This window comes from Saccharopolyspora gregorii (genome assembly GCF_024734405.1).
GTDB lineage: Bacteria > Actinomycetota > Actinomycetes > Mycobacteriales > Pseudonocardiaceae > Saccharopolyspora_C > Saccharopolyspora_C gregorii.
Genome location: NZ_CP059556.1, coordinates 4,086,103 through 4,112,987, shown reverse-complemented (window position 1 = coordinate 4,112,987; position 26,885 = coordinate 4,086,103). Strand labels below are relative to the sequence as shown.

The 26,885-nt window shown below is 72.5% G+C and carries 27 protein-coding genes; 20 read left to right on the top strand and 7 right to left on the bottom strand.

Features of this window, described 5'->3' with window-relative positions; translation table 11 throughout:
• The first annotated feature begins 445 nt into the window (after positions 1 to 445).
• The 14 genes from H1226_RS17795 to H1226_RS17730 all read left to right on the top strand — a co-directional run bounded on the left by H1226_RS17795 (position 446) and on the right by H1226_RS17730 (position 15,692).
• Positions 446 to 2,758, top strand: coding sequence for a GH92 family glycosyl hydrolase (locus H1226_RS17795; protein WP_258341743.1), 2,313 nt, complete (start codon positions 446 to 448; stop codon positions 2,756 to 2,758).
• A gap of 266 nt (positions 2,759 to 3,024) precedes the next feature.
• Positions 3,025 to 3,555, top strand: coding sequence for an ImmA/IrrE family metallo-endopeptidase (locus H1226_RS17790; RefSeq protein WP_224961038.1), 531 nt, complete (start codon positions 3,025 to 3,027; stop codon positions 3,553 to 3,555).
• Entirely contained in the window at positions 3,537 to 4,697 is a 1,161-nt protein-coding gene (locus H1226_RS17785; RefSeq protein ID WP_258341742.1) for an MAB_1171c family putative transporter, read from the top strand. Before H1226_RS17790 ends, H1226_RS17785 begins: the two co-directional genes overlap by 19 nt.
• Before the next feature lie 322 nt (positions 4,698 to 5,019).
• A complete protein-coding gene (locus tag H1226_RS17780; RefSeq protein ID WP_258341741.1) occupies positions 5,020 to 6,213 on the top strand; it encodes a sedoheptulose 7-phosphate cyclase in 1,194 nt (397 codons plus the stop codon).
• Positions 6,210 to 7,223, top strand: a complete 1,014-nt coding sequence (locus H1226_RS17775) for an ROK family protein (protein ID WP_258341740.1) — start codon at positions 6,210 to 6,212, stop codon at positions 7,221 to 7,223. Before H1226_RS17780 ends, H1226_RS17775 begins: the two co-directional genes overlap by 4 nt.
• Positions 7,220 to 8,338, top strand: a complete 1,119-nt coding sequence (locus H1226_RS17770; protein WP_258341739.1) for an alcohol dehydrogenase catalytic domain-containing protein — start codon at positions 7,220 to 7,222, stop codon at positions 8,336 to 8,338. Before H1226_RS17775 ends, H1226_RS17770 begins: the two co-directional genes overlap by 4 nt.
• Positions 8,338 to 9,087, top strand: a complete 750-nt coding sequence (locus tag H1226_RS17765) for an SDR family NAD(P)-dependent oxidoreductase (RefSeq protein WP_258341738.1) — start codon at positions 8,338 to 8,340, stop codon at positions 9,085 to 9,087. Before H1226_RS17770 ends, H1226_RS17765 begins: the two co-directional genes overlap by 1 nt.
• Entirely contained in the window at positions 9,084 to 9,860 is a 777-nt protein-coding gene (locus H1226_RS17760) for a sugar phosphate isomerase/epimerase family protein (protein ID WP_258341737.1), read from the top strand. Before H1226_RS17765 ends, H1226_RS17760 begins: the two co-directional genes overlap by 4 nt.
• Positions 9,857 to 10,531, top strand: coding sequence for an HAD-IA family hydrolase (locus H1226_RS17755; RefSeq protein WP_225045197.1), 675 nt, complete (start codon positions 9,857 to 9,859; stop codon positions 10,529 to 10,531). The genes H1226_RS17760 and H1226_RS17755 overlap by 4 nt, the downstream gene beginning before the upstream one ends.
• Positions 10,528 to 11,703: an acyltransferase family protein gene (locus H1226_RS17750; RefSeq protein ID WP_224962565.1), complete on the top strand. Its 1,176-nt coding sequence runs from the start codon at positions 10,528 to 10,530 to the stop codon at positions 11,701 to 11,703. Before H1226_RS17755 ends, H1226_RS17750 begins: the two co-directional genes overlap by 4 nt.
• Positions 11,704 to 11,710: 7 nt before the next feature.
• Positions 11,711 to 12,784 carry a zinc-dependent alcohol dehydrogenase gene (locus tag H1226_RS17745; protein ID WP_309148819.1) on the top strand — a complete coding sequence of 358 codons (1,074 nt, stop codon included), beginning with the start codon at positions 11,711 to 11,713 and terminating at the stop codon, positions 12,782 to 12,784.
• Positions 12,785 to 12,819: 35 nt separating this feature from the next.
• Complete coding sequence (locus H1226_RS17740) at positions 12,820 to 13,605, top strand: alpha/beta fold hydrolase (RefSeq protein ID WP_224967961.1); 786 nt, start codon at positions 12,820 to 12,822, stop codon at positions 13,603 to 13,605.
• A 30-nt stretch (positions 13,606 to 13,635) separates the two neighbouring features.
• Positions 13,636 to 14,829 carry an MFS transporter gene (locus H1226_RS17735; RefSeq protein ID WP_224962559.1) on the top strand — a complete coding sequence of 398 codons (1,194 nt, stop codon included), beginning with the start codon at positions 13,636 to 13,638 and terminating at the stop codon, positions 14,827 to 14,829.
• Positions 14,830 to 14,882: 53 nt separating this feature from the next.
• Positions 14,883 to 15,692, top strand: a complete 810-nt coding sequence (locus H1226_RS17730; protein ID WP_258341736.1) for a TIGR03619 family F420-dependent LLM class oxidoreductase — start codon at positions 14,883 to 14,885, stop codon at positions 15,690 to 15,692.
• A gap of 12 nt (positions 15,693 to 15,704) precedes the next feature.
• Here the strand turns inward: H1226_RS17730 and H1226_RS17725 are convergent, their stop codons facing one another.
• The 3 genes from H1226_RS17725 to otnK form a co-directional block, all read right to left on the bottom strand.
• Positions 15,705 to 15,905: a hypothetical protein gene (locus H1226_RS17725; protein WP_258341735.1), complete on the bottom strand. Its 201-nt coding sequence runs from the start codon at positions 15,903 to 15,905 to the stop codon at positions 15,705 to 15,707.
• Positions 15,906 to 16,432: 527 nt separating this feature from the next.
• Positions 16,433 to 17,071, bottom strand: a complete 639-nt coding sequence (locus tag H1226_RS17720) for a class II aldolase/adducin family protein (RefSeq protein ID WP_258341734.1) — start codon at positions 17,069 to 17,071, stop codon at positions 16,433 to 16,435.
• The gene (gene otnK, locus H1226_RS17715; RefSeq protein WP_258341733.1) at positions 17,068 to 18,324 is read right to left on the bottom strand and encodes a 3-oxo-tetronate kinase; all 1,257 of its coding nucleotides are present in this window, start codon (positions 18,322 to 18,324) and stop codon (positions 17,068 to 17,070) included. The genes H1226_RS17720 and otnK overlap by 4 nt, the downstream gene beginning before the upstream one ends.
• A 246-nt stretch (positions 18,325 to 18,570) precedes the next feature.
• Between otnK and H1226_RS17710 the strand changes: the two genes are divergently transcribed.
• The 3 genes from H1226_RS17710 to H1226_RS17700 all read left to right on the top strand — a co-directional run bounded on the left by H1226_RS17710 (position 18,571) and on the right by H1226_RS17700 (position 22,227).
• Entirely contained in the window at positions 18,571 to 19,947 is a 1,377-nt protein-coding gene (locus tag H1226_RS17710; RefSeq protein ID WP_258341732.1) for a homoserine dehydrogenase, read from the top strand.
• Positions 19,944 to 21,299: a GntT/GntP/DsdX family permease gene (locus tag H1226_RS17705; RefSeq protein ID WP_225045192.1), complete on the top strand. Its 1,356-nt coding sequence runs from the start codon at positions 19,944 to 19,946 to the stop codon at positions 21,297 to 21,299. The genes H1226_RS17710 and H1226_RS17705 overlap by 4 nt, the downstream gene beginning before the upstream one ends.
• A 133-nt stretch (positions 21,300 to 21,432) precedes the next feature.
• Positions 21,433 to 22,227, top strand: a complete 795-nt coding sequence (locus H1226_RS17700) for a DeoR/GlpR family DNA-binding transcription regulator (RefSeq protein WP_258341731.1) — start codon at positions 21,433 to 21,435, stop codon at positions 22,225 to 22,227.
• 50 nt (positions 22,228 to 22,277) lie between these two features.
• Here the strand turns inward: H1226_RS17700 and H1226_RS17695 are convergent, their stop codons facing one another.
• On the bottom strand, positions 22,278 to 22,562 hold the full coding sequence (locus H1226_RS17695) for a hypothetical protein (RefSeq protein WP_258341730.1): 285 nt from the start codon (positions 22,560 to 22,562) through the stop codon (positions 22,278 to 22,280).
• Between the two features lie 168 nt (positions 22,563 to 22,730).
• Positions 22,731 to 23,018 carry a hypothetical protein gene (locus tag H1226_RS17690; RefSeq protein ID WP_258341729.1) on the bottom strand — a complete coding sequence of 96 codons (288 nt, stop codon included), beginning with the start codon at positions 23,016 to 23,018 and terminating at the stop codon, positions 22,731 to 22,733.
• A gap of 376 nt (positions 23,019 to 23,394) precedes the next feature.
• Here H1226_RS17690 and H1226_RS17685 point away from each other — a divergent pair, with 376 nt between their 5' ends.
• The 3 genes from H1226_RS17685 to H1226_RS17675 all read left to right on the top strand — a co-directional run bounded on the left by H1226_RS17685 (position 23,395) and on the right by H1226_RS17675 (position 25,017).
• Positions 23,395 to 23,802, top strand: coding sequence for a hypothetical protein (locus H1226_RS17685; protein ID WP_258341728.1), 408 nt, complete (start codon positions 23,395 to 23,397; stop codon positions 23,800 to 23,802).
• A gap of 58 nt (positions 23,803 to 23,860) precedes the next feature.
• Entirely contained in the window at positions 23,861 to 24,142 is a 282-nt protein-coding gene (locus H1226_RS17680; RefSeq protein ID WP_258341727.1) for a hypothetical protein, read from the top strand.
• Positions 24,143 to 24,588: 446 nt separating this feature from the next.
• A complete protein-coding gene (locus tag H1226_RS17675; protein WP_258341726.1) occupies positions 24,589 to 25,017 on the top strand; it encodes a hypothetical protein in 429 nt (142 codons plus the stop codon).
• A gap of 233 nt (positions 25,018 to 25,250) precedes the next feature.
• Here the strand turns inward: H1226_RS17675 and H1226_RS17670 are convergent, their stop codons facing one another.
• Entirely contained in the window at positions 25,251 to 25,547 is a 297-nt protein-coding gene (locus H1226_RS17670) for a hypothetical protein (RefSeq protein WP_224962598.1), read from the bottom strand.
• A gap of 158 nt (positions 25,548 to 25,705) precedes the next feature.
• A complete protein-coding gene (gene aztD / locus H1226_RS17665) occupies positions 25,706 to 26,860 on the bottom strand; it encodes a zinc metallochaperone AztD (RefSeq protein WP_258341725.1) in 1,155 nt (384 codons plus the stop codon).
• Between the last annotated feature and the right edge of the window lie 25 nt (positions 26,861 to 26,885).

The following is a 26,885-nucleotide window of genomic DNA, read 5'->3' as shown; positions in this document are numbered from 1 at the left end:
AACGGATGGAAACGCGTCCGGAATCCGCTGCTCCGGGCGGCGCGCGGGACGCGGATGATTGCCGCCGCCGAGTCCGGTCTGTACGGTTGATCTCACCGCGATGGACAACGTTGTCATGGGGGATCTGTGCGCGATCCGGGCCGTTCTTCCCGTCTCCGACGCGGATTCCGCATGGCGTTCCCGGTGGCCGGGTCGCCGTCGCGGCCGGGTCGCCTGCCGCCGCACTCGCCGCCGAACCCGCCTCGATGACCATCGGGAATCCGTGGCCGGAATGCGGTCCGCGATTTCCCGCTCGCGCGCCGGAAGAAGTCCGTGGAACTCCTTCTTCCCGCGCGGAATTCCGATTCCGCGTCCCCCTTCCGCATCCCCCGTCCACATTGGGTGCCGGACGTTCCCGCTCGTTTCCGAACCACGCCGCACCACCACCTCCGAGGAGAGGAGCACGATGCGCACCTCCAGGCGCAGACGCACGTCCGGCCGGAGCCGATCGCTGCTGGCCGGCGCCGTCGGGCTGGTCACCGCACTGGCCCTGCCGGGCTCCGCGGTACCGGCCGTCGCCGCCCCGGCCGCGCCGGGCGTCGAAGACCCGGCGCAGTACGTCAACCCGTTCACCGGCACCAAGCCCGGTGGTCCCGACTTCGGGCACGGCGGGGGAGCGGGCAACACCTTCCCCGGTGCGGTCGCGCCGTTCGGGATGATGCAGTGGAGCCCGGACACCGCCGAGTACCAGCACGGCGGCTACCAGTACGAGGACGACCGGATCCGCGGGTTCAGCCTCACCCACATCTCCGGCGCCGGGTGCGGGGACTTCGGCAACATCCCGTTCCTGCCGACGCTCGGCGACGCCCCGGCGCAGGACCACCCGTTCTCGCACGAGAACGAATCGGCCTCGCCCGGCGCCTACGACGTCACCTTCGACAACGGGCTGCGCACCGAGCTGACCGCGACCCAGCGGGCCGGCGTCGCGCGGTTCACCTACCCCGAGGGCGAGACTGCCTCGCTGTCGATCGACGCGGCGAAGGCGTTCAACGACGCCGAGGGCTCGCTGACCATCGACGGCAACACCATCAGCGGCTACAGCGACGGCGGCGGATTCTGCGGCGGCTCCAACGAGTACCGCGTCTACTTCCACGCCGAGTTCGACCACGACTTCACCAGCAGCGGCGTCGTGCGCGACGGCCGGGTCGACACCTCGGCGAAGGAGATCTCCGGTTCGGGCACCGGCGCCGCGAACGAGCAGCAGGCGCAGGACGACGGCGCGCAGGCCTTCGTCTCCTTCGACCCGGGCGCCGAGCGCACCGTGACCGCCCGCGTCGGGCTGTCGTTCGTCAGCCTGGACGGCGCGAAGGCCAACGCCGCCGAGGAACTCGGCGACCGGGGCTTCGACCAGGTCCGCGACGGCACCCGCGCGGCGTGGAACGAGCTGCTCGGGCGGATCGACGTCGGCGGCGGCAGCGACCAGGACCGGCGGCGGCTCTACACCGGGCTCTACCACTCGTTGCTGCACCCCAACGTGTTCAGCGACGTCGACGGGAACTACACCGGCTTCGACGGCGAGGTGCACCGGGCCGAGCCGGGCCACGCCCAGTACGCCAACTACTCCGGCTGGGACGTGTACCGCTCGCAGACCCAGCTGGTCGCGCTGATCGCGCCCGACATCGCCTCGGACATCGCGCAGTCCGCGGTGAACCAGTCCGCGCAGGGCGGCTACTTCGACCGCTGGACCGTCGCCAACGGCGGCACCGGCGTGATGACCGGCGACCCGCTGCCGATCATGATCTCCAGCGCGCACGCGTTCGGCGCCACCGACTTCGACACCGGCCGGGCGCTGGAGCGGATGCGCGCCGGGGCGACCAACGAGGACGAGCGGCCGGTGCACGAGCAGTACGGCGAGCTCGGCTACATCCCCGCCGAGGACGAGGAATCGTGGGGCTCGGTGTCGACGACGCTGGAGTACACCGGCTCCGACTTCGCCATCTCCCAGTTCGCCGACCGGATCGGCGACACCGGCGCGCGCGACGAGTTCCAGCAGCGCGCGCGGAACTGGCAGAACCTGGTCAACCCGGACAGCGGCTGGATCCAGCCGCGCAAGGCCGACGGCTCCTGGCCGGAGTTCGACCTCGCCCAGCAGGACGGCTACGTGGAGGGCAACGCCGCCCAGTACGCCTGGATGGTGCCGTTCGACCACCAGGGGCTGTTCGACCGGATGGGCGGGAACGAGCAGGCGGGGGCGCGGCTCGACGAGTTCTTCGCCGAGCTCAACGCCGGACCGGACGAACCGCACGCCTACCTCGGCAACGAACCGTCGGCGAACACCCCGTGGGCCTACGCCTACGCCGGGCAGCCGCACAAGACGCAGGACGTGGTGCGCCGCTCGCTGACCGAGCTGTTCAGCGCCGAACCGGACGGCCTCGTCGGCAACGACGACCTCGGCCAGATGTCGTCCTGGTCGGTGTGGGCGGCGCTGGGCATGTACCCGGAGGCGCCGGGCCGCGCGGACCTGGTGCTGGCCAGCCCGCTGTTCCCGTCGATCAGCATCGACCGGGGCAACGGCACCACCATCACCGTCAACGCCCCCGACGCTTCGCAGGAGGCGAAGTACGTGCAGGACCTGTCGGTGAACGGGGAGCGGACCGGGAAGCCGTGGCTGTCCGAGCGGTTCGTCGCCGAGGGCGGCACGCTCGACTACGCCCTGGGCACCGAGCCGAACACCGGGTGGGGCAGCGCGCCCGAGGACGCGCCGCCGTCGTTCGGCTGATCCGCTCGTCCTGATCGCGTCGAGGCCCCCGGTGCCGCCGGGGGCCTCGACGCGCGTTCCACCGGGAGGTGCTACCGCCTGCTCCATTTCCGCGCGGTGCACGCCATTTCGCCCACTATCTGGAAATCGTTCGCGAGAAAGTGAACCTCCTGTTAAGGGGGTGCGATTTTCGTGCGCTGTGACGCAGGATGCATTGACTGCTGCGGAAAGTGTCGGACAGAGTGCTCAGCGTACTGGGGTGGACATGTGACCGGGGAGGGCTTCCGGTGCTGGAGGGGTGGCGTTCGCGCGCGCGTTTTCGCAGGCTGGTCAAGGAATTGGCGCTGCCTGCCGCCTGTTCGATGGATGAGTTGATCGAGTGCATCTCCGCGCGCCGGAAACGTCCGCTGCGCGTGCTCCCCTTTCCGGGGGCGGCGAATTCCGCCCGTCCGCACGGGCTCTGGGTGGAAGCCGCGGACACCGACTACGTTTTCGTCGAACCGCGTACCAGCGAACTGCACCGAAAGCACATCATTCTGCACGAGATCGGCCACATCCTCGCGCACGGTGGAGCGGAACCCGCCGATCACTCGGAGCGGCGCGCGGCGCAATTCCGGCGGATGGTCCCGGATCTCGACCCGGGAACGGTGTCCCGGTTGCTGGCCCGCTCGCACGGCGGGCACGGTGCCGCGGCCGAGCGGGAGGCCGAGGACATCGCGGTCCTGCTGGGCAGCCGCATCCTGCCGACTCCGGTGCGGGTGGGCGGGATCGAGGAGGCGCTCGGGTTCGCGGTGGCCCCGTGGCCGCCGCCGCGGTGAGCTCGGTGGTGGAGTTCGCCGGCATCGGGGCGCTCTGGCTCGCGGTCCTGCTCCGCGCACCGCAGGCGTTGCGGCAGCGCCGGACCCGGGCGTTCTGGCTCATCGGCGCCGGGCTCGCGACGACGATGACGCTGCACACCGACGCTTCCTGCACGTGGTTGCGCGAATCCGCGTTGAGCCCGCAGGCGGTGCACGTGCTGCGCAATTCGATCGCGGTGACGAGTTCCTGCCTGGTGCTCCACGGTTTCTCGGCTTTCCTGCGGGTGCGCGGCGCCCGGACGCCGCTGCTGTGGGCCGGTGGGGCCGTGGTGGTCTCGCTGCTGGTCCGCTCCGATCTGTCCGCGGTCGGTTTCGCGGGTCCGCCGGTGCCGGTCGCGGTGCTGGACAGCTACTGGTCGGGTTTTCTGCTGCTGCACGTGGTCGCGCACGCGGTGGCGTGCGGGTTGTGCGTGCGGGCGGGCGTGCGCGGGGGGCCGGGCGGGGCGCGGTTCGGTCTGCTCGCGTACGGGGCCGGGTTCTGCCTGTCGGTTCTCGTGCTCTGCCCGCTGGCGGCGTTCGCGGCCTGGACGGGGGAATCGTCGCCGTTGTCGGTCGCGCCGCTCGTCAGCGGGGTGCAGGCCGGGTGCTTCGCGGTGGGCGTGTCCGCCCCGCTGTGGGCCGAGGTGCGCGGGACCTCGGCCAAGCGCCGGGTTCTGCGGCGCCTGCTGCCGTTGTGGGCGGAGATCACCGCCGGGGTGCCGGAGGTCCGGCGCGTCCCGCTCGCCGCCGCGGGGCGCGAGGTGTTCCGGTCGCGTGCCGCCGTGGAGCTGGCGTGCTACCGGCTCGTGATCGAGATCCGGGACGCGGTGCTGCTGTTGAGCGGGCACTGCTCGGCCGAACTGGTCGAGCGGGCGCGCGCGCACGTGGTGTCGGCAGGGGTGCCGCCGGACCGGGTGGCGGCGGCGGTGCTGGCCTGCTGGCTGCGGGCGGCGGAGGACGTCCGGGCACGGGGCGCGGTGGCGGCCGGGAGTGCGGTGCCGCTGCCGGGAGGGGCTGATCTGGAGTCGGAGATCCGCTTCCTGCTGGTGGTCGCCGAGGAGTACGGGGCGGGGCCGGCGCTCGACTTCCGCCGCGCGGAGCGTTCGCAGCCCGCGGGCCGCTGAGCGGCGTCCCGTGGCCGGTCCGCCCCTGGACCAGGGAGAACAAGTCACCTCCCGTTGTCATCCATTTCAGTTGACGGCGCTCATCCGCTGTGATTAGCATTAGGCTGCGCGACGTAAGCGGATATGGATGATCTGGGGTATCAGCTCCGCTCGCGCAACTGGGGAGTTCGGTCGACCGAACTGATCGTCGGCAGCGCAGCCGACCTGATCCGGCGAGGGCGCGACCCCGCCCGGATCCACCCATCTACGAATTCGGGAGCGCATCTCCGCGCGCCCGGACCGCGCGTCCGGGCGGCGGAACCACCACTGGGAGGACTCTGTGATGTCCGCGAACTCCGGAGGCACCGCGAAGATCGGCACCGACTGGCGGGTCCGCGCCCGGCAACCGGTCGGCTACGACGTCCGCGTGCTCACCGGGCTGCTGTCGCCGTCGAACTCGGCGCTCGCCGACGCGTGCGGAACCGCGCCCGGCAGGTCGCCGCGCTGCCTGCTGATCGTCGACGACTCCGTCGACGTCCTCCACGGCGACCGGCTCCGCGCCTACTTCGAGGCGTGGTCGATCGACGTGAAGTGGCACGTCGTTCCCGGCGGCGAGCAGTCCAAGAACCTCGACGAAGTCGTCGCCATCACCGAGGCGATGACCGGGATGGGGATCCTGCGGCGCTCGGAGAAGGTCGTCGCGGTCGGTGGCGGCGCCGTCCTCGACGTCGCGGGCATGGCCGCCGGGCTGTACCGGCGCGGCGTCCCCTACGTCCGCGTGCCCACCACGCTCATCGGCCAGGTCGACGCCGGGATCGGCGTCAAGACCGGCATCAACCACGGCACGCACAAGAACCGGCTCGGCAGCTACTACGCGCCCGAAGTGGCGCTGATCGACCCGGAATTCCTGCGCACGGTGCCGAAACGGCACATCGCCAACGGGCTCGCCGAGATCGTGAAGATGGCGCTGATCAAGGACGCGGCGCTGTTCGACCTGCTGGAACTCGCCGTGCACGACCTGGACGCGGCCGCGTTCGCCGACGGCGAGCCGGGCGGCCCCGCGGTGGAGATCATGTCGCGGGCGATCGGCGGCATGCTCGACGAGCTGGAACCGAACCTGTGGGAAGAGGTGCTGGAGCGCTCGGTCGACTACGGCCACACCTTCAGCCCCTCGCTGGAACTGCGGGCCGACCCGCCGCTGCTGCACGGCGAAGCCGTCGCGGTGGACATGGCGGTGTGCGTGGCGCTCGCGCACAACAGGGGGATGCTCGGCACCGCGGACGCCGACCGGGCGATCGGGCTGCTGCGGGCCGCCGGCCTGCCGGTGACCGACCCGGTGTTCACCACCGACCTGCTCGTCGAAGCGCTGCGCGACGCGGTGAAGCACCGGGACGGCGAGCAGCGGATTCCGCTGACCGACGGCATCGGTTCCGCGACCTTCGTGCACGACATCACCCGCGAGGAGCTCGGCGAAGCGCTCCGGTTCGTGCGGGAGCGGGCCGGATCGGACACCGTTCTGGTGCGTGCGGCGCGATGAACCCGATCACCGTGATCGACGTCGGCGGCACCCGGCTGCGGGCCGCCGACTGGACGCCGGAGCACGGGCTGGCCGAGATCACCGAGACCACCTCGCCCAGCATCAGCAGGCGTCCCGGCGCCGACGTCGCGCAGCTGCGGGCCGAACTCGTGCGGGACCTGTGCGCCGCGGTGCCGGCAGGCCGCGTCGCCGGGATCTCCTTCGGCGCCGCGCTGGACCACCGGACCGGCACCGTGCACGCCTCGGCGCCGCTGTGGGGTTCCTGCGCGGAGCCGTTCGACCTGCTGGGCGCCCTGCGGTCCGCGCGCCCGGACGTGCGCTGGCACGTCGTCAACGACGTCACCGCCGCACTGCTGCACGCCATCACCGGGCCCAGGTACGCGGACGACCGCAAGGTGCTGCTCGCGACGATCAGCACCGGCATCGCCTGCCGCACCGTGGACCGCCGCCGCGGCGAGATCCCGGTCGACGAGTGCGGTCTGCAGGGCGAGATCGGGCACCTGCCGATCGCCGCGTCGTGGCGCGGCGAGCCGCTGCACCTGCCCTGCGACTGCGGGGTCGACGACCACCTCTCGGCGTTCGCCTCCGGGCCCGGAATCCGCCGGGTCGCGGAGGAGGTCCGGCGCCGCGATCCCGCCGGATGGCGGAACTCGGCGCTGGGGCGCGCCGAGGACGGCACCGCGTTCGAGGATGCGTTCCGCGCCGCGCTGGACCACGGCGACCGGCTCGCCACCGCGCTGCTGGCCGCTGTCACGGCACCGGTCGCCGACCTGCTGCGCACCGCCGTGTGCCTGGACCCGGAGCTGGACCACCTGGTGCTGACCGGAGGCGTCGTCACCGGGCTGGGCGAGCACTACCGCGGCGCGGTGCTGGCGCACCTGGAACGCGCCGGCACCTACCTGACCGGCGATCGCGTCCCCGGCTGGGCGGCGCGGCGGCTCGTCGTCGACGACGCGAGCACCTCCGGCGGGCTCGTCGGAGCGGGACTCGCGGCGCGGGAGGGCAGATGACCCGGACGCACCGAGCCGTGGTGCGCGACGGCACCGGCATCGCGGTCCGGCACCGGCCGACCCGGCCGCCCGGACCGGGAGAACTGCTGCTGGGCCCCGAAGTGGCAGGCCTGTGCGGCACCGACGTCCAGATGCTGCGCGGCATGCGGGACGACCCGGCCGAGGTGATCGGCCACGAAGGCATCGCGACCGTGGTGGCGGCCGGGCCCGGCGTCGCACCGGAGCTCGGCGCAGGCACGAAGGTCGTGGTGAACCCGACGCACCCCACCGACCCCGCGTTCCTGCTGGGACACAACGTGGGCGGACTGCTGCAGGAGCGGACCTGGATACCGGCCTCGGCCGTCGACGCGGGCCTGGTGCTGCCGCTGACCTCGGTGCCGGAGCCCGACCTGGCGGCGCTGCTGGAACCGCTCGCGGTGGTGCGCTACGCGCTCTCGGCGCTGCGCCGGTTCCGCCCGCGCACCCTCGTCGTCTTCGGCGCCGGGACGGTCGGCAGGCTCGCGGTGCGCGCCGCGCGTCGATGGCTGACCGAGGCCGAGCGGATCGTCCTGGTGCGGCGCACCGCCGACGATCTGCCGCCGGAGCCGGTGCACGCGGTGCTGGAACCCGGTGCCGACCTGACGGCGGAAACGACGCCGGGGCCCGTCGCCGCGCTCATCGCCACCCCGCGGGACGCGACCGTCGGCTGCCTGGAGGCGGCGATCGCGGCGGCAGCGGGCCACGAGCTCGCGGTGGACCTGGTGGGCGGCCTGCCCCCGGCGGCGGGCACGCCGATGCTGCCCGGTGCCGACCTCGTCGCGCTCCGCGCCGCCAACCGAGCGGGCACACCGGACCCGCCCGAGCACGCCGCGCTCAGCACCACCACCGGCGACCGCGTGCACCTGTTCGGGCACCGCGGGGTCGGCAACGACCACTTGCGGATCGCCGCCGACGAGCTGGTGCGCGCCCCGGAGCGCTACCGCGACCTGGTCACGCACGGCACCGACCTCGACGGAGCCGCCCGGATCATGCGCGAGCTCGCGACCGGCCGCGGTCGCGACATCGACGGCCGCCGGCTGGTGAAGCTCGCCGTGCGGATCTCCGCTCCGCAACCCCGACACCACGAGGAGAACTGATGGCAGACGTTTCCGGACCGGTCCGCGCGCTCGTGGTCGGCGGTTCCACGGGCATCGGCCGCGGCATCGCCGACGCCTGGGCGAAAGCGGGCGCCGACGTCGTCGTCGCGAGCCGCAGCGAACCCGATGACGCCGCGCTGGGCTGGGCGCGGCTGGACTTCACCGAACCCGACCAGGCCCGGCAGGCCCTCGCCGAGGTCGCAGGCGCGGGCCCGCTGCACGCGGTGTGCTTCTCCGCGGTGCACTACGGGACGAAGCGGGCGCTGTTCCGCGACGTCACCGAGCAGGAGTGGCGCCGCCAGGTGGACGTGAACCTGCACGGCCTGTGGCTGACGCTGGCGGCCACGCTGCCCGCACTGCGGGAGGCAGGCCCCGGGTTGCTGCTCGGGGTCTCCTCCGAAGTGGTCTACAACGCGGGACCCGGCCGGTCCGGTTACGCCGCGACCAAGGCGGCGGGCACCGGCCTGCTCCACTCGCTGGCCCAGGAGGAGGACGCCGCGCGGCTGCGGATCGTGCAGGTGCTGCCCGCCGGCATGGTCGACACCCCGGGCATCCGCCGCCGGCGGCCGGAGGACTTCGACTACAGCGACTACATGCGCCCGGCCGGGTTCGGCGCGGTCGCCACCGAGCTGCTGCGCACCCGCGGCGGCGAGCACCACGGCGACAGCCTGGTCGTCGACGCCGACGGCGGCTGGCGTTCGGTGCGCGAGCAGCCGCCGGAGTCGCAGAGCCGCGGGCTGGGTTCGTGAACCGGCCGCTGATCGGGCTCACCGGCTGGCGCGTCGACGCCGACGGCGCGGACGTGCTCACCCTCGCCGCGGAGCTCGGCGCGGACGGGGTGCAGCTCGACCTCGGCGGTCCGGGACGCGGCGCACCGCTCGACGAACCGGGGCGCATCCGGCGGATCCGGGAGACCTCGGCCGCCACCGGAGTCCGCGTGCTCGGGGTAGCGGTGAACCTGATGAACGACATCGGGCTCACCTCCGCCGACCCCGCGGTGGTGCGCCGCACCGTGACCCGCGCCTTGGACGCGGCGCGGGAACTGGAGGCACCGTTGGTGTTCGTGCCGAGCTTCCGGCGCAGCGCGATCACCGGCCCCGCATCGTTGTCGGCGACCGCCGAGGTGCTGCGCTGGGCGAGCGCCGAAGCCGCCGCCCGCGGCCTGCTGCTGGCCAACGAGAACGTCCTCGACGTTCCCGCGGCCGAGCGGCTGCTCGACCAGGTCGGCGCGGAATCCTTCCGGCTGCTGCTCGACACGGCCAACCCGCACCAGGCGGGCGTGGACGTCGCGGCGCTGGTCGCGGCGCTCGGCGACCGGTTCGCCGACCAGATCCACGTCAAGGACGGCGGCGACACCGAGTCCGCCCTCGCCGCGGTCCGCGCGCGCGGCGGGCACGTGCGCGCACTGGTGCTGGAGAACGACCACCGCGACGGCGACCGGGAACGGCTGCGCGTCGACCTGGCGCGGCTGCGCGGACACGCCGACACCCTGACCCGACGACCGAGCGAGGCCCGGCCATGACCGAAGAAGTGCTGCTCACCGCCGAGGCGCTGCTGTTCGACATGGACGGCACGCTGGTCGACTCGACCACCGTCGTCGAACGGACCTGGCACCGCTTCGCCCGCCGCCACGGGCTCGACGGCGCCGAGATCCTCGCCGACGCGCACGGCAGGAGGACCGGGGAGACCGTGGCGCGGCACCTGCCCGCCGGCGGTGACGTGGCCGCGGAGACCGCCCGGCTCGTCGCGGAGGAAGTGGCCGACGTCGACGGGATCGTGCAGATCCCCGGAGCCGCCGAGCTGCTGGCGAGCCTGCCCGCGAGCCGCTGGGCCGTGGTCACCTCCGCAGGCCGCGAACTGGCGCGGCGGCGCATGGCGGCGGCCGGGCTGCGGCTGCCCGACGTGGTCGTCAGCGCCGAAGACGTCCGACAAGGAAAACCGGATCCGGAGGGGTATTCGCTCGCCGCCCGGCACCTGGGGGTGCCACCGGAAGCGGCGATCGTGTTCGAGGACGCCGAGGCAGGCCTGCTCTCGGCACTGGCCAGCGGGGCGCGGGCGGTCGTCGTCGGCGCCCACGGCGGGCGGGTCGCCGCAGACCTGCCCCGGGTCGCCGACCTCGACGCGGTCACCGCCTCCAGCGACGGCGAACGCCTGCGGGTCCGACTCGAAGAAATGAGGACCGCACGACCATGACGCAGACCTGGGGGATCACCGAGCGGGACCGCACCTCGCGGTTGCCGTCCTTGACGAGCATGCGGTTCATCTCCGCGCTGCTCGTGTTCTTGTTCCACGCTTCCTGCACGACGCCGCCGTGGACGTTCTTCGGCGACCCGGCGCAGGCGAGCGCGTTCAGCACCGTCGCCGCCGACGCGGGCCGCATCGGCGTCGCGTTCTTCTTCATCCTCAGCGGATTCGTGCTCACCTGGTCGAGCGACTCCGTGGGGGACGTGCTGGACTTCTGGCGACGCAGGTTGGTGAAGGTGTTCCCGAACCACCTGGTGACCTGGGCGCTGGCGCTGGTGCTGTTCAGCGGCGGCACCGCGGCTGCCGGGACGGTGTTCGCCAACCTGTTCCTGCTGCACCCGTGGGTGCCGGACTACGACACGTTCCTCAGCGTGAACGTGCCGAGCTGGTCGCTGGGCTGCGAGCTGCTGTTCTACCTGGCGTTCCCGGTGCTGTTCCCGCTGATCAAGCGGATTCCCGCGGCTCGGCTGTGGGCGACCGCGATCGGGCTGATCGCGGCGGTGTTCGCGGTGGCGTTCGTGGCGCAGTTCCTGGTGCCCACCGAACCGGGGCTCCCGGAGGCGAACTCGCCGGGCTCGGTGTGGCAGTTCTGGCTGGTGTACTTCCTGCCGCCGGTGCGCGCGCTGGACTTCGCGCTGGGGATCGTGCTGGCCAGGATCGTGCTGAGCGGGCGCTGGATCGGGCTCGGGTTCGGTACCGCGGCGCTGCTCACCGCCGGCGGGTACGTGCTGGCGTCCTTCGTGCCGTGGGTGTTCCACCTGAACGCGGTCACGATCATCCCGCTGGCGCTGCTGATCCCGGCGGCCGCGTGCGCCGACGTCCGCGGCGGCCGTTCGCCGCTGCGGGGGCGGTTCCCGGTGTGGCTGGGGGAGATCTCGTTCGCGTTCTACATGGTGCACGCGCTGGTGCTGAGCGGTACCCGGGAGCTGCTGGGGCCGGACGCCTACTTCGGCTTCTGGGCCGCGAGCGGTGTGGTGCTCGCCGAGCTGGTCGTCTCGGTGCTGGGCGCGTGGCTGCTGTACACCGCCGTCGAACGGCCGATCATGCGGCGCTTCGGCCGCCGCCGCCCGCCCGCGGCACCTGTGGAGTCCGTCCCCGCCGAACCCGTTCCCGCGAAGTGAGGTGCGCATGTCCCGTTCCACCGACATGACAGGCCGGGTTTCGCCCGAATCGCCCGAGCGCGAGTCGTCCGCGATGTCCGCACTGGTGCTGGAAGCTCCCGGAGTGGTGCGGGAGCGGCGAATTCCGGTGGCCCCGCCGAGCAGCGGGAACTGCCTGATCCGGATCAGCCGGATCGGCCTGTGCGGCACGGATCTGGGTTTCTACGACGGATCGAGCAATTACCTGCACGACGGGTTGAAGTCGTTCCCGTTCGTGTTCGGCCACGAGTGGTGCGGGCGGATCGTCGAAACCGGTTCCGGGGTCGTCGGGTTCGATGTCGGGCAGCGCGTTTCCGGGCACAATTTCCGCCCTTGCGGGAACTGCCCCGCTTGCGGACGCGGCGACCTCAGGTACTGCCCGGGCCGCAGCGAGATCGGCGTGCTCGGCCAGGCGCAGGGCGCCGCTGCCGACTACCTCGAAGCCCCGGCGGACACCCTGGTCCGGATCCCGGACTCGCTCGGCGACGACGTCGCCGCGCTGCTGGAACCCGCCTCGGCCGCGCTGCACGCGGTGCGGCGGCTGGCGGTGACCGGTGCGGACCGGGTGGCGGTGCTGGGCGCGGGCACGCTCGGTGTCGTAGCGGCCCAGTTGTGCCGTGCGCTGGGCGCGCGGGTCGATGTGTTCGACCCGCAACCGGAGCCGCGGGAGCTCGCCGCGGAACTCGGCTTCCCGGTCTCGGTTCCGGAGAACGCCGAAGCGGACCGCTACTCGGCCGTCATCGAGGCATCGGGTTCGGTGGCCGCGGCCAGGTCCGCGCCCGTGCTGTGCGCACCGGGTGCCCGAATGGCGCAGCTGGGCACTCCGCACCATTCGGTGGACGGATTCCCGGTCGCCGACCTGGTGATCAAGAACGTCACGATGCACGCGGTCCTCTCCGGGATCGGGTGCTGGGAAGAGTTGATCACGTTCGTGGAAAGCGGTCTGGTCCGGCTGGATCCCTTGGTAGATTCCGCTTTCTCCCGTTCGGAAGTCGGTGCCGCCTTCCAACGGCTTGCCAGCAGCGGTCGCCGACGTCCGAAGATCCTGATTCGGATGTCCTGACGGTGACCGGACGAGAAAGGAGAAGTGAACTCATCGTGAGCACAGTTTCGATCCCCGGCGCGGTGGTGCACTACACGACGCACGGCGCGGGGCCAGGACTCGTCCTGGTGCACGGGACCGGAGCCGATTCGGTCGCCAACTTCGGCCACCTGGTGGACCGGTTCACCGACCGGCACACCGTGATCACCCCGGACTACGCGGGCAGCGGTGGCACCGAGGACGACGGTGGTGCGATCACCCTCGACGCGCTGATCGAGCAGGTCGCCGCCGTCATCCGGGACAACGGTGGCGAGCCGGTGGACCTCGGCGGGTTCTCGCTCGGCGCCGTCGTCGCGGCCGGGGTGGCCGCCAAGCACCCCGAACTGGTGCACCGGCTGGTGCTCATCGCCGGCTGGCAGGACTCGACCGATCCGCGCCACCAGCTCACCTTCAAGCTGTGGCGCGACCTCGCTGACCTCGACGAGTCCTCCTACGCGCGACTGATCACGCTGCTGCTGTTCACCCCCGGCTTCGTCAGCCGGATGGGCGTGGAGGCGCTGGCCGAGTTCGTGGCGGGCACCAAGTGCTCGGACGGCACCAACCGGCAGATCGACCTGGGGCTCGGCATCGACATCAGCGACCTCACCCCGAAGATCCAGGCGCCCACGCTGGTCGTCGGCTGCACCCACGACCAGCTGGTGCCCGTCGGGCACTCCCGGGAACTGCACGAGTCCATCGAGGGCAGCACCTACGCCGAGATCGACAGCGGGCACCTGGTCGTCATGGAACGGCCGGACGAGCTGGTGGACCTGGTCCGCGGATTCCTGCACCCCGAGAACTGACCGACGACCACCGCTCCGCGAGGTTCGCCCATGCCCATTCCCGTGTTCGCACTCATGCTCGGCGTGTTCTGCGTCGGCACCGCCGAAGTCGCGATCTCCGGACTGCTGCCGAACGTGGCGGCGGACCTGGCGGTCAGCGTGCCCTCGGCGGGTCTGCTGGTCACCGGATACGCCCTCGGCGTGACGGTGATCGGGCCCGCGGTCACGCTGCTGACCACGAAGGTGCCGCGCAAGGCGCTGGTGCTCGTGCTGATGGCCGTGTTCACCGCGGGCAACGCCGCCGCGGTGGTGGCGCCGGACTACGGCGTGCTGATGGCGGCGCGGGTGTTCACCGCGATGAGCCACGGAACCTTCGTGGCGGTCGCGTTCTCGCTGGCCGCCGCGATCTCCGCGCCGGACAAGCAGGGTTCGGCGATGGCGAAGATCGCGCTCGGGTTCAACCTGGCGAACGCGCTCGGCTCCCCGCTGGGCACGTTCGTCGGGCAGCGGTTCGGCTGGCGGTTCACCTTCGTCGCCATCGCGCTGGTGGCGGGGCTGACCATCGTGCTGATCGCGCTGTTCATGCGGCCGCCCGCGCAGCAGCGGGCGGCCACCGGGCGCGAACGGCTGCGCCAGGAGGTCGCGGCACTGCGCAGTCCGGTGCTGGCGGTGGCGGTGGTGGTCACGGTGCTCGCCCAGGGCGCGGTGTTCACCACTTCCACCTACCTGGTGCCGATCTTGCAGGAGGTCAGCGGGTTCGCGCCCGCGTCGATCTCGGTGCTGCTGGTGGTGTTCGGCGTCGGCTCGGTGGTCGGGAACTTCGCCGGTGGCAAGCTCGCCGACGGGGACGTGGGCCGGGCGGTGCTCGCCGTGCTGGCCGTGCTCACCGCGGTGTGCCTGGTGTTCTGGCTCTGCGGTCCGGTCCCGGCGCTGGCGGTGGCGGCGCTGTTCCTGTTCGGTGCTTCGGGCTTCTCCATCATCCCGAGCCTGCAGGCGCACATCCAGCGCATCGCGATCGCCGCGCCGACCCTCGCGTTGTCGGTGAACGTGTCCGCGTTCAACCTGGGCAACGGGTTCGGCGCCTGGCTCGGCGGGCAGGTGCTCGACCTCGGCTGGGGGACCGGGGCGGTGCCGCTGACCTCCGCCGCGGTGTGCGGGCTCGCGCTGCTGCTGGCCGTCGCCTCGCACTGGTGGCGGAACCGGTCGAGCGGCGGTGACCGGGTCGCGGTGGAATCAGCGGTGTGACCGGCGGCCGGGGTCGGCGGACCCCGGCCGCACCCGAGCGGAGGAGGTGACGGGTGGACCTGCAACTGGTGCTGCCCGCGGAATCGCCGGAGCTGCCGTTCACGGAGCTGGGCGATCTCGCGGTGGCGGCTGAGCGGCTCGGATACGGGGCGGTGTGGTTGCCGGACCACCTGCTGCCGCCGTCGCGCTACGCACCCGGCAGCTACGGCGGGATCTACGATCCGCTGGTCGCCCTGGCCGCCATCGCGGTGCGCACCCGGACGATCCGGCTGGGCACCTCGGTGCTGGTGCTGCCGATGCGCAGCCCGTTCGTCGTCGCCAAGCAGGCGGCCACGCTGGAGCGGATCTCCGGCGGCCGCTTCACCCTCGGCGTCGGCATCGGCTGGGACCGGGCGGAATTCGCCGCGGTGGGGGCCGGCTTCGCCGACCGCGGGGCGCGCGCCGACGAGGCCATCGACCTGATCCGGCACCTGCTCGGCGGTTCCGGCCCGTTCCACGGCACCCACTTCCACTACGACACCGGGGTCTTCGAACCGAAGCCCGGCACCCCGGTGCCGATCGTGGTGGGTGGTTCGGGGGAGCGGGCGCTGCGCCGCGCGGCCCGCTCGGGCGACGGGTGGCAGCCCATCGCTCCGGAACCCGCCACGTTCGCCGCGCGTGTCGATCGGTTGCGGGCGAACGCGGTGCGGCCGGTCCGGGTCTCGGTGCGGACGTCGTGGCTCGGCGGTGGCGCGGAGCTGGCGGCCGTCGTGGCCGACGTGCACGCCTACGCCGCGGCCGGGGCCGATTCGGTCGCGGTGTGGCTGGGATCCGACGACGGGGTGCGCGAGCGGATGGCGCGGTTCATCGCCGCCGCCGGCTGATCGCCGGAGCGATCAGCTCTCGGCCTCCGGCCGCTTCACCCCGCCCGCCAGATCCTTCACCAGCGCGGTGACCGCGTCCAGCCCTTCCCAGTCGAGCAGCGGCGCGTAGGTGCAGATCTCCCGGATGCGGCTGTTGCGCATGGCCAGGACCAGTTCGTACTGCGCCACGATCTCCCGGGTCGCCTCGTTGTCGGTGAAGAAGGCGACGGGCACCCGGAAGAACTCGGCGAGCGCCTGGAGGTGGTGCAGGGTCGGGTTGTCCCGCTGGCCGCGGCAGAGCTGGTGCAGGTAGCCGTGCGAGATGGATTTCCCGGTGCCGGCGCTGATCTCCGCGGCGAGGCGTTCGAAGGTCGGCCACTGCGCCTGCTGCCCGGGGCGGCGTTCTGCTGGGCGTACACGTCGATCAGGTACACCAGCTTGTCGGCGAGCGTCCGCGGCGGCTGCTCCGCCGAGCCGGGTTCCGGGTTCATCGCACCTCCACGGCGGGACCGCCGACCGTCACGCTCCGTCGTGGCCGACCGGTCCGATCCGGTTCGCCCGCGTTCCGGTCCGCCGCGAGTGCGTCCGGCGGGGTCCAGGGGTCCGCACACCCGTTTTCGACGGTGTGCGACCGACTTGCGCGGAAGAGTACCACGTGCCGGGTTTCGCTCCGGTGATCCTCTTCGCGATCCGGTCCGGGGCGTTCCGGGCACACCGGGCCGACTCCGATGCGTGATCGCGCGGGGCCGTTGCGTGCTCGCTCAGGCATCCCACGGAGTGCCGTACTTCGCGGTGAGCTCGTGGATCTCGGCGGGTTCGAGCAGGCGCGGGCGGTGCTGGCCGAGGCCGAGCAGCAGGGCTGCGACCTCCTCGATCTCCACCGCCGCGTCCACCGCCGCCGCCAGCGAGGTGCCCGCGGTGATCGGGCCGTGGTTCTGCAGCAGCGCGGCGCGGAACTCGAAGTCCAGCGCCGCGAGCGCACCGGCCTGCGCCGGATCGCCCGGTGCGGCGTACGGGACGAGCGGGGCCTGGCCGACGCGCATCACGAAGTACGGGGTTAGCGGCGGGATCGCGCTGCGCTCGGACCACGGCTGCAGGCAGGACACCGCGGAAGCGTGCCGGGAGTGCAAGTGCACCACCGCGGTGGTGGCCGGGTCGCGGCGGTAGAAGGCGCCGTGCAGCGGGAACTCCTTCGACGGCCGCGGCCCGCCGAGGTGCTCGCCGTCGAGGGACAGCTCGGCGAGCGCCGCCGGGTCGAGGTCGCCGAGGTCCGCGCCCGTCGGCGTGATCAGCATCCGGTCGCCCTCGCGGACGCTGAGGTTGCCGGAGGAGCCGGGGCTCAGGCCGAGCGCGGCGAGCTTCGCGCCCGCGGCGGCCAGTTCTGCTCGGGCGTCGCTCATGACAGCACGTCCCATGCGGTGGTGAAGATGTCGACCCCTCCGAAGTTCCCCGATTTCAGCGCCACGTCCACCGGCCTGGACTCTCCGTCCACATCGGACTCAGTGCGGCACCAGGGCACGCCGGGCGCGATCTGCGCGCCGACGTGCAGGGTGGTGGCGCCGAGCGCGAGGACCACCGCGCCGGAGGTCTCGCCGCCCGCGACGAGCAGCCGCCGCGCGCCGTGCGCGACCAGGTCGGCGGCGCAGCGCGCCAACGCCCGCTCCAGCAGCGCCCCGGCGGGCTCGGCGTCGTCGTCCCGCGCCGGTTCGACCTCGTCGCCGACGCCGACCGCGTAGAGCAGCGGCGGCAGCGCCGGGTCCGCCGCCCAGCGCGCGCGGACGAACTCGACGAGCTCGGCAACGGCACCGTCGAAGTCCGCGCGCAGCGCGGCGAGGTCCAGCTTCCGGTGCGGCAGCAGGGTTTTCGCGTGCGTCACCTGCGAGCGGGTCGCGGCCGATGCGCTGCCCGCCAGCACCACCGCCGGGCCGGCGCCGGCCGATCCCGCGCGGGCCCGTCCCGGGTGCGGACCGGTGAGGCCGAGCGCGAGCCCCGCGCCACCGGTGAGCACCGGCGCGTCCGCGGTGGCCGCCGCGATCACCGCGAGGTCCTCGTCCGCGGCGGCATCGACCACCACCAGCGCGTCGCCGTGCTCGGCCAGGCTCGCGCGCACCGACTCGGCCCCGGCGCGCACCACGTCGTGCCCGACCAGCCGCACCGGCCGGCGGGTCTGCGGGGCCAGCAGCCGCAGCAGGTTCGAGTCCCGCATCGGGGTCAGCGGGTGGTCGCGCATCGGGCTCTCCGCCAGCGGCTGGTCGCCGACGAACAGGTGCCCGCGGTGCACGGTGCGGCCGGTCGCGGGGAACGACGGCACCACCACCGCTCCCGGCACGTCGAGCTCGTCGAGCACCGCGTCCACCACCGGCCCGATGTTGCCCTCGGGCGTGGAATCGAACGTGGAGCAGTACTTGAGGTAGATCCGCTCGCAGCCGGCGGCGCGCAGCGAGCGCACCGCGGCGAGCGAGTCCCGCACGGCCTCCTCGACCGGCGCGGTGCGGGACTTCAGCGCCACCACCACCGCGTCCAGTTCGTCGAGCGGTTCGGCAGGCGCCGCGGTGCCGATCACCACGGCGGTGCGGAAGCCGCGGGAGACGAGCATCGTCGCGAGGTCGGTCGCCCCGGTGAAGTCGTCGGCGATCGCGCCGAGCAGCGGCATGCGTCCTCCCTGGCGGGCGGGTCCACGGCGCGCGCGGACGGGGTCTGAGGACGGCCGGGGGATCGCCCGGATCGGGAGTCGTGGGCGAACCGCACCGTGGCCGTGAAAATATGTTAGCACGCTTGACTCTGGTGTGAATCAGTGAATATCTTCTGTGAACCAGTGTGATCCCGGTTCCACCCGATCGGCCGTCGCGACGCGCGGCTCCCCGAGCTATCGCGGCGCGAGGACTCAACGAGGAGACCCATGAACGAGCAGCCACGCCCACCGGGCACCGGCGAACGGCCCGTCGGGTACGCGCTTTCCGGCGCGGCGGGCGGCTTCGCCCGCACCCTGCTGGCGCAGACCAGGCTGATCCCCGCGCTCGAACCCGCCGTGCTCTGCGACGTCGACGTCCCCAGGCTGCGCGCGCTGTGCCTCGAACTCGGGTATCCCGAAGCGCGCCTGCGCACCTGCGCCGACGCCGCGGAGACCGCCGCCGCCACCGCGGACGGGAACATCGCGCTCGTCGCCGACCACGAACTCATCGGCGCGGGCGCCTGGGACGTGCTCGTCGAAGCCACCGGCAGCCCCGCCCACGGCTACGCGATGGCGCGCACCGCGCTCGAACTCGGCAGGCACGTCGCCATGGTCAGCAAGGAGGTCGACTCCGTCGCCGGGCTGCACCTGGCCCGGATCGCCGCGGCCAACGACGTCGCCTACCTGCCCGCCGAGGGCGACCAGCCCGGCAACCTGCTCAAGCTGCTGGACCGGGCGCGGCTGCTCGGCATGGACGTCGTCGCCATCGGCAAGTCCACCGAGTACGACCTCGTCCACGACCCCGAACGCGGGACCGTCACCCAGCTCGACCGCACCGTCGACGCGCCCGAGCTCGGCGAGCTGCTCACCCTCGGCGACGACGTGCGCGCCACCCTCGCCGCCCGCGCCGAGGCCGTCGCCGCGCTGCCCACCGGCGCCACCGCCGACTACTGCGAGATGGCGGTCGTCGCCAACGGCACCGGCTTCCGGCCCGACGTGGAACGGCTGCACTACCCGGTCGCGCGGATCGCCGAACTCGCCGACGTCTACGCGCTGCGCGAGGACGGCGGGGTGCTGCGCGAACCCGGCGCCGTGGACGTGTTCAGCGCGCTGCGGCTGCCCGGGGAAGCCTCCTTCGCCGGCGGCGAGTTCGTCGTGCTGCGCACCAACGACGCCGAGACCTGGCGGATCCTCGCCGAGAAGGGCCACGTCGTCAGCCGCGACGGCCGCTACGCCGTCCTCTACCTGCCCTTCCACCTGATGGGCGTGGAAACCCCGGCGACGCTGCTCGACCTCGTCGCCCGCGGTCGCGACGCGCTCACCCGCGAACCCCGCAGGCACGCCGTGCTCGCCGGGCGCGCGAAGCAGGACCTCGCCGCGGGCACCGTCCTCGACATGGGCGGGCACCACCACGACGTCACCGGCGTGCAGGCCGTGCTGCTGCGCGGCGACGAGGCCCCCGCCGACGTCGCGCCGCTGTACCTCGCCGCGCATGCGACGCTGCGCCGCGACGTCGCCGCGGGCGAGCTGATCGCCCTGTCCGACCTGGCGAACCCGGACCCCGCCCTCGTCGAGGCCTGGCAGCAGGGCGAGGAGACCAGATGAGCACCGAACTGACCCCGCTGCTGCTCGCGGCGGGCGCGATCGTGGTGCTGATCCTGCTCATCACCAAGATGAAGCTGCACCCGTTCCTCGCGCTGATGATCGCCGCGCTCGGCCTCGGCTTCGCGAACGGGATCGCACCCGGTGAGACCGCCGAGCACTTCCAGACCGGCTTCGGCGACGCGCTCAGCGACACCGGGCCCGTCATCGGCCTCGGCACCATCCTCGGCGGCATCCTGCTCGGCTCCGGCGGCGCCGACCGCATCGCCACCGCGTTCATCGGCGCCCGGCCCGTCAAGTGGATTCCCGCCGCCATCGCCACCGCGGCGCTGCTCATCGGCATGCCGCACCTGTTCGACGTCAGCTTCGTGATGCTGGTGCCGCTGGTGTACGCCGTCGCCAAGCGCACCGGCTCGCACCTGCTGTTCGTGGGCCTGCCGATGGCCGCCGGGCTCTACGTCTCGCACGGGCTGCTGCCCCCGCACCCGGCGCCGACGCTGGCGGTCGCCGCCTACGACGCGAACACCGGGCTCACCATCTTCTACGGGCTGCTCATCGCGATCCCGGTGATGGTGCTGTGCGGGCCGGTGCTCACCCCGCTGCTGTCCCGCTGGTTCGGGCCCGCGCCGGACCTGGACAAGTCCCCGGTGCCCGATCCCGGGCCCGCCGAGGACGAGCTCCGCCGGCCGGTGTCGCTGGTGCTCGCGCTGATCACCGTGCTGCTGCCTGCTGGGCTGATGCTCATCGGCACCCTCGGCACGGCCGTGGCCGCGCCGGACGGCTGGGCGCACGTCGTGTTCGAAGCCTGCGACACCCCGGTGCTGTCGCTGCTCGTCGCCGTCGTGTTCGCGTTCTTCGCGCTCGGCGTGCGATCCGGGTTCGGGCTGGCGAAGCTGCAGAAGATGGCGGCCAAGGGGCTCGGGCCGGTCGGCGCGATCATCCTCATCCTCGGGGCCGGCGGCGGGCTCAAGGAGATGCTCTCCGCCACCGAGGTCGACCAGCTGATCACCCAGTACGCCGTCGACTGGGCGGTGCCGCCGCTGCTGCTGGCGTGGCTCACCGCCGCGCTGCTGCGGGTCTGCCTCGGCTCCGCGACCGTCGCGACCGCGGCGGCCACCGGGATCGTCGCGCCGCTGGTCGCCGCCTACCCGGGGCTGTCGCCGGAGCTGCTGGTGCTCGCCACCGCGTCCGGCGCGGTGATGCTCTCGCACGTCAACGACTCCGGGTTCTGGTTGTTCAAGGAGTACTTCCAGCTCAGCGTCGCCCAGACCTTCCGGACCTGGACGCTGATGCTGTCCGTGCAGTCGGTGCTGAGCCTCGGCGGCGTCCTGCTGCTGAGCGCGCTGGTCACCTGATCGAGCCCCCCGCCCGCCCGTCGCGCCCGGGCGGGCGGGGTTTCCAGCGGGTTCCGCGGAACCCCGGGCGGGCGGCCGCGACAATGGGAGCCGCCGGGCGGAGCAGCCCGGCGGCACGAGACGGGAGCAGGGCATGGACGCGTCGGGCAACCCGCCGCTCATTCCGGACCAGCGGCGCGAACAACTGGTCAAGCACCTGCGGCGCGAAGGCGTGCTCAGCGTCCAGCAGATCACCCAGCTGTTCGGCATCTCGCACATGACGGTGCGCCGCGACCTCGCCGAACTCGAACGCCGCGGGCTCGTGTTCTCCGTGCCCGGCGGCGCCCGCATCGCCAGCCAGCTGCACGCCGAACCGACCTACCAGGACAAGTCCGTCACCGAGCAGCCCGCGAAGCAGGCGATGGCGCGGGAAGCGGCCCGGCACGTCCGCGACGGCATGACCGTCTACCTCGATGCGGGCACCACGATGCTCACCATGATCCCGCTGCTGGTGGAGCGCGCCGAACTCACCGTCGTCACCAACGACTTCACCGCCGTGGAGCGGTTGCTGCCCGCCACCCACCTCGACGTGATCCACCTCGGCGGGCTCGTCGAACCGGCGAACCGCTCCACCGTCGGACGGCTCGCCGCCGCCACGCTGCGGCAGCTCGCGCTGGACGTCGCGTTCGTCAGCGCGAGCTCCTGGGACCTGCTGCGCGGCGTCACCACGCCGTCCGAGCGCAAGGTGGAGGTCAAGCACGCCGCGATGGCCACCGCCTCGAAATCCCTGCTGGTCGCCGGATCCTCCAAGTACGGGACGTTCGGGCGCTACAAGGTCGCGCCGCTGACCGCCTTCGACGAGGTCGTCACCGACGCCGCGCTGGCCGACGCGGCGGCGGAGGGGATCCGGGCGGCGGGGACCGAGCTGCGGTTGGTGGCGTCGGAGTAGCCGTGCACCGTCCCGAGCGCAGGAACGAGCGCTCGGGACGGCCGTGGTGACTAGGCGGCGGCCAACTTGCAGGCGGCCTGCGCATCCGGCCTGTCGACCCCGATGGCCCGCAACGCCCAGGAACACCTCATCGGGCCGAGCGCACCACCGATGGGGCTCACTGCTTGTCGGCAGGCGTCCTGCACTTTCGGGCCCACCGTGTATCCCCTTGCCTGCAGGTAGGCGGTGCACTGGGCCGGTGTCGCCTGCGCGGGAGCCGCCATCGCCATCGACAGCGTCCCCGCCGCGACCGCGGTGACCAGTCCGGCGGCCACGCGCCGCATCGTTCCGTTCATGCTCTACCCCCTGGTGATGTGCTCGCTGTGAGGAATTCTCCCGCTGCGAGAAGTGCAACGGATCGTTCTTGCAGCCGTGGCGGGAGCTTCGGAGGACAACCGCTCGGGCGGAGCGGTTCGATGATCGGCATGGTGCCGTCCCCGGACGTCCTGCGGCTCCACCGCGGCTCAGCTCCAAATCACGGCGGCCCGCTTGCAGGCGTACTGCGCGTGCGGGGTGTTTACCTGGATGGCCATGAGACCCGTGGTGCAGGTGATCTGTCCGAAGACGCCGCGCTTGGCTCCGATGCTGCACGCCGACCGCACCTTCGGCCCCACCAGGTACCCGCGGGCCTTCAGATAGGTGGTGCAGTCCGACGTGGCCGCCTGCGCGGGTGCGGCGACCGCCAGCGACAGCGTTCCGGCCGCGACCGCGGTGACGAGCCCCGCGGCGACGCGACGCATGGTGTTGCTCATGATCTACTTCCCCCTGATCGTTCCTTCCCCAGTGGCGGATTCCCCGCCGCGAAGCCGTTTTCGGCTCTGCAGCAGATCTTGCCCAGGTTTTCCCGGAAATATCGGAAAATCGCTCGAACCACCCGAAGGGAGCAAAACGGTCAACTCGACTGCGGCGTACGAGTGATCCCGAACGGCGGCGCCCGGGCCCGCGCGAGGTGCCCGCGAGCGCCTTCTCCGAGGTCGGTGCGTCCGGTACGACTTGCGGCCGATTCATCCGAACCGGATGAATCCCTGCCCCGGATCGGCCATCATGCGCCCATGGTCGCGGGAAGTGGTGTGAGCCGCGTGCGACCGGCGGGCGGCGCTGCGCGGGGGACCGGCACAAGTCGGTCCATTGTGGATCGACGGCGAGAGGGTGGGGCGCGTGGCGAATGCGCGGACGGAGTTCGTTGCGGCACTGCTCGATGCGACGGGTGGTGCTGAAACCTCGGAGGCGACGGCCCGGTTGCGCGCGGCGCTGCTCACCTTCGGTTCCGAGACGCCGGACAACGAGCGCTGCGCCGCCGGGGTGCAGGTGAGCGACGTCGCGCAGGGCGCCGGCCCCAGCACGCCGGTGATCACGGTGGGGCTCGACCGCGTTCCGTTGGCCGACCTGCTCAACGTGGCGGAGGGCTGCGCCGTACCCGCCGATGTCCAGGACCGGTTTCCTTTCCTCGCGCAGGGCGAGTGGGACATCGCGCTGCGCCTGGTGACCCTCATCATCACCGCACTGCACACCGCACCGGCGGAGGTGCCGGAGTGACCCTGGAGGACGTGGCCGCCGCGACCGTGCGGAACGCGCGGCTGGAAGAGGTGCTCTGGTGAATCAGGACGGCCGGTGGTGCGTGACGTTGTCCGGTGACCGGGCGGTCGAGGCGTTGCGGGACACCAACGAGTTCGTCGTGTCGCTGGACCGCATCCTGTCCCGCATCGGAGCGGGTGGCGAGGACCCGCGGCTCCTCGTGGACTACGTGGTGGACCGGAACGTGCTGCGGCGCCTCGCCGAACTCAGAGCGACGCTGGGCGACGCGCTCGAGGACGTGCTGGGTGCGGACTCCGTCGACGAGATCGCCGAGAGCGCGTACCGGTACGGCTCGCGATGACGTCGGTACCAGGTCCGAAGAGCCGGGTGAACGTCGTGTCCCCAGCCGACGTGACCGTCACGCTCCATGAGTTCCTCGCCGCGGACATAGGGAAGATGCTGGTTCGATTCCCCGGCACCTCGGTGTTGCGCGGTCCACCTGCCCGATGAGGTCGGGCCCATCGTCCTCCCCGGTTCGCCTCGTGCGGCGGAGTCCGGAGCCCGAAGACCTGCGGACGGGCTCGTGCGTGCCGGTATCGGCTCGGCTGAGACACTCCGGCTGCTGACTTCGGTCCGACTCGGACGACGTGGTGGGGCACCGGTGATCAGGTCCTGGTGGCGACTCCGCGTTCTTCGACGGCGTGGATCACGTCGTGCTCGCGGACGATGCGCGGTCGAACGATGGCGTGCTGCGCTGCGCGGCCGGTTCGTTCGCCGAGGTGGAACGGTAGGTGAGCGGGAGATTCGGTGGTTCTAGCGGACGAGATCGCGCGGGTGGAGGAGTCGACGGCGCTGACGGGATTCCCGGCGGGCGCGGTGCTGTCGCACGCGGTCGCAGCCTGCCCGGCCGACGCGGAACCGGTGCTCGCCCGCGCGCGGGAGGTGCTGTCCGCGGTGCTCCGCGCGCTGGAGGCGGGCCGGTCGCCAGTCGAGCGGATTCCCGACTGGTTCCGGCAGGAGGGCTCGATCGGTGGTACTGACCGGTGGTCGTTGTCGGCGTGGCTGCACTGGTTCACCGCGGAGGAGCGGCATTGGTACTGGTGGGGCGCCGACGTGGTCGCGCCCGGCACGGTGCGGGTCGCCGTGGCCACCGCGGACGAGCCGGTCGCGCTCGGGTCCCTGGAATGGCTGCTGCTGGCGGCAGGAGCAGCTCGGGTCGATGTCGTGGTCGGATGACGAGCTCCCGGCGCCCGGCTGACCGGGATCCGCAGGGCGCGCTTCGGGCGGCCGGATTCGCCGATTCGGCAGAGGTTCCGCACGTCGAGGTGGACCAGTGCGTTTCGCTCACCGCGACGTGGCCCGAATGCTCCGGGATGCCGGCGAGGCCGGTTTCCTAGTGAGGTTCCCCTGTTGCGGCAACGAAAACCGGCCGGTCGAGTGGTCTCGACCGGCCGGCGTGGTGCGGTTCGTCAGTGCTCGTCGTAGTGGTCGTCGTGCGCGGCGTGGCGGTGCCCGTCGTGCAGGTAGTCGGTGTGGTCGCCGTGCGGGATGGCGACGTGCCCGCACCCGGAGCCGTGCACGTGCGAGTGCCCGTCGTGCGCAACGTGCTCGGTCTGCTCGCACTCGTCGTAGTGGTCGTCGTGAGCGCGGTGCAGGTGCCCGTCGTGCACGTAGTCGGTGTGGTCGCCGTGCGGTACGGCCACGTGCCCGCAATCCGGTCCGTGCGCGTGCTGGTGGTCGGTGTGCTGGGCGTGAGCGGTGGTCATGAAAACCTCGCAACTGCGTTTCGTTCGGACACGACCGCCGGATGGAGCAACCTTCCGGCCCCGTCACATTAGTGGACGCGCATGTGTCGGCAACTCGGCGGACGCGACGCGGCCCCGGCGGGTGGTCCGCCGGGGCCGCGTCCTCGATCGATCCGGGGTCAGGCCTGCACGCCGCTGAGCTCGTTGGGCGCGGCGGGCAGCTGCCCGGTCGCGGTCTTCTCCCCGGTGGCGAGGTCGATCGCGTGGATCACCTTCTCGCCCGGGTCGCTGACGTAGGCGGTGCCGCCGCGGACGAACAGCGCGGGCCGCGGCTGCTGCCACTCCAGCGGCTCCTGCCAGGATCCGGTGACCGGGATGGTCCGCACGACGCGTCCCGCGGCCGGGTCGATGACGCGGAGGCCGCCGTCGGTGCCGAGCACCAGCGCTTCGCCCTGCGGGCCGCGGGCCAGCGACCGGAACGTGTAGCTGGTGCCGAGGTCGACCAGCTTCAGCGAGCCGGTGGCGGTGTCGATGAGCGAGACCTGCTCGGGGCGCTCCAGCTCGGCGTCCTCGTCCTGCTTGTAGTCGCCGAGGACCACGGGGGAGTGCTCGGAACCGGCCTGGTTGCCGATCCGGCCGTACTCGGTGGGGCTGTGGATCTTCGTGATCTTCCCGTCCCGGTAGAGCACCGCGCCGTCCTCGCAGCCGACGACGACGGCACCGCCCTGCGCGGTCGCCTCGCCGTGCACGCCGGGGCAGTCCTCGTTGCGGGCGATCTCCTTCCGGTCCGCGTCGAGCACGACGATGCCGACCCGCTCGTCCTCGTTGCCGAGGGTGGTGAGCAGTTCGCCGCCCTCCAGCTCGACGGCGACGCCGTGGTGCGGTTCGGCGGTGGTGTGGTGCTCGGTGGCGGGTTTCCCGTCGCCGAGCTGCGCCGGGTCGAAGGAGGTGACCTCCCCGGTGCCGTCGCTGAACAGCACGGTGCGGCCGGCGTGGCGCACGACGTGGCCGGGCTTCGCGCCGGGGAACTTCACGTCGGTCAGCTCGGGGTGCGCGGCGTCGAGCAGCTGGAAGCCCTCGGAGGTGGATACGACCACGTGCGCGTCGTCGCCCGCGGGGTTGAGCCGGTTGAACCCGGGCAGCGGGAGGTCCGCGGCGACCTGGAGGGTGCGGCCGTCGAGCACCCAGATGCCGCCGTCGTAGCTCGCCACGACCGGTTCCGGCACCGGCGGGCCCGACGGCGGTTCCGCCGCGGGTTCCGGCGAGGGGGCGGCGCAGGCGCCGAGCACCAGCGCCGCGGCGGCGATGCTCGCGATCTTGCTGGAGGAAGGCATGATCGGTCCTCTTCTCTCGTGCGGT

Excerpts from the sequence above, each read along its gene's own strand:
- H1226_RS17765 (WP_258341738.1), top strand. The coding sequence starts at position 8,338 with ATGGCAGACGTTTCCGGACCGGTCCGCGCGCTCGTGGTCGGCGGTTCC.
- H1226_RS17750 (WP_224962565.1), top strand. The coding sequence starts at position 10,528 with ATGACGCAGACCTGGGGGATCACCGAGCGGGACCGCACCTCGCGGTTG.
- H1226_RS17695 (WP_258341730.1), bottom strand. The coding sequence starts at position 22,562 with ATGAACGGAACGATGCGGCGCGTGGCCGCCGGACTGGTCACCGCGGTC.
- H1226_RS17670 (WP_224962598.1), bottom strand. The coding sequence starts at position 25,547 with ATGACCACCGCTCACGCCCAGCACACCGACCACCAGCACGCGCACGGA.
- otnK (WP_258341733.1), bottom strand. The coding sequence starts at position 18,324 with ATGCCGCTGCTCGGCGCGATCGCCGACGACTTCACCGGGGCGACCGAC.
- H1226_RS17690 (WP_258341729.1), bottom strand. The coding sequence starts at position 23,018 with ATGAGCAACACCATGCGTCGCGTCGCCGCGGGGCTCGTCACCGCGGTC.
- aztD (WP_258341725.1), bottom strand. The coding sequence starts at position 26,860 with ATGCCTTCCTCCAGCAAGATCGCGAGCATCGCCGCCGCGGCGCTGGTG.
- H1226_RS17780 (WP_258341741.1), top strand. The coding sequence starts at position 5,020 with ATGTCCGCGAACTCCGGAGGCACCGCGAAGATCGGCACCGACTGGCGG.
- H1226_RS17720 (WP_258341734.1), bottom strand. The coding sequence starts at position 17,071 with ATGAGCGACGCCCGAGCAGAACTGGCCGCCGCGGGCGCGAAGCTCGCC.
- H1226_RS17755 (WP_225045197.1), top strand. The coding sequence starts at position 9,857 with ATGACCGAAGAAGTGCTGCTCACCGCCGAGGCGCTGCTGTTCGACATG.
- H1226_RS17735 (WP_224962559.1), top strand. The coding sequence starts at position 13,636 with ATGCCCATTCCCGTGTTCGCACTCATGCTCGGCGTGTTCTGCGTCGGC.
- H1226_RS17745 (WP_309148819.1), top strand. The coding sequence starts at position 11,711 with ATGTCCCGTTCCACCGACATGACAGGCCGGGTTTCGCCCGAATCGCCC.
- H1226_RS17700 (WP_258341731.1), top strand. The coding sequence starts at position 21,433 with ATGGACGCGTCGGGCAACCCGCCGCTCATTCCGGACCAGCGGCGCGAA.
- H1226_RS17795 (WP_258341743.1), top strand. The coding sequence starts at position 446 with ATGCGCACCTCCAGGCGCAGACGCACGTCCGGCCGGAGCCGATCGCTG.
- H1226_RS17770 (WP_258341739.1), top strand. The coding sequence starts at position 7,220 with ATGACCCGGACGCACCGAGCCGTGGTGCGCGACGGCACCGGCATCGCG.
- H1226_RS17705 (WP_225045192.1), top strand. The coding sequence starts at position 19,944 with ATGAGCACCGAACTGACCCCGCTGCTGCTCGCGGCGGGCGCGATCGTG.
- H1226_RS17710 (WP_258341732.1), top strand. The coding sequence starts at position 18,571 with ATGAACGAGCAGCCACGCCCACCGGGCACCGGCGAACGGCCCGTCGGG.
- H1226_RS17775 (WP_258341740.1), top strand. The coding sequence starts at position 6,210 with ATGAACCCGATCACCGTGATCGACGTCGGCGGCACCCGGCTGCGGGCC.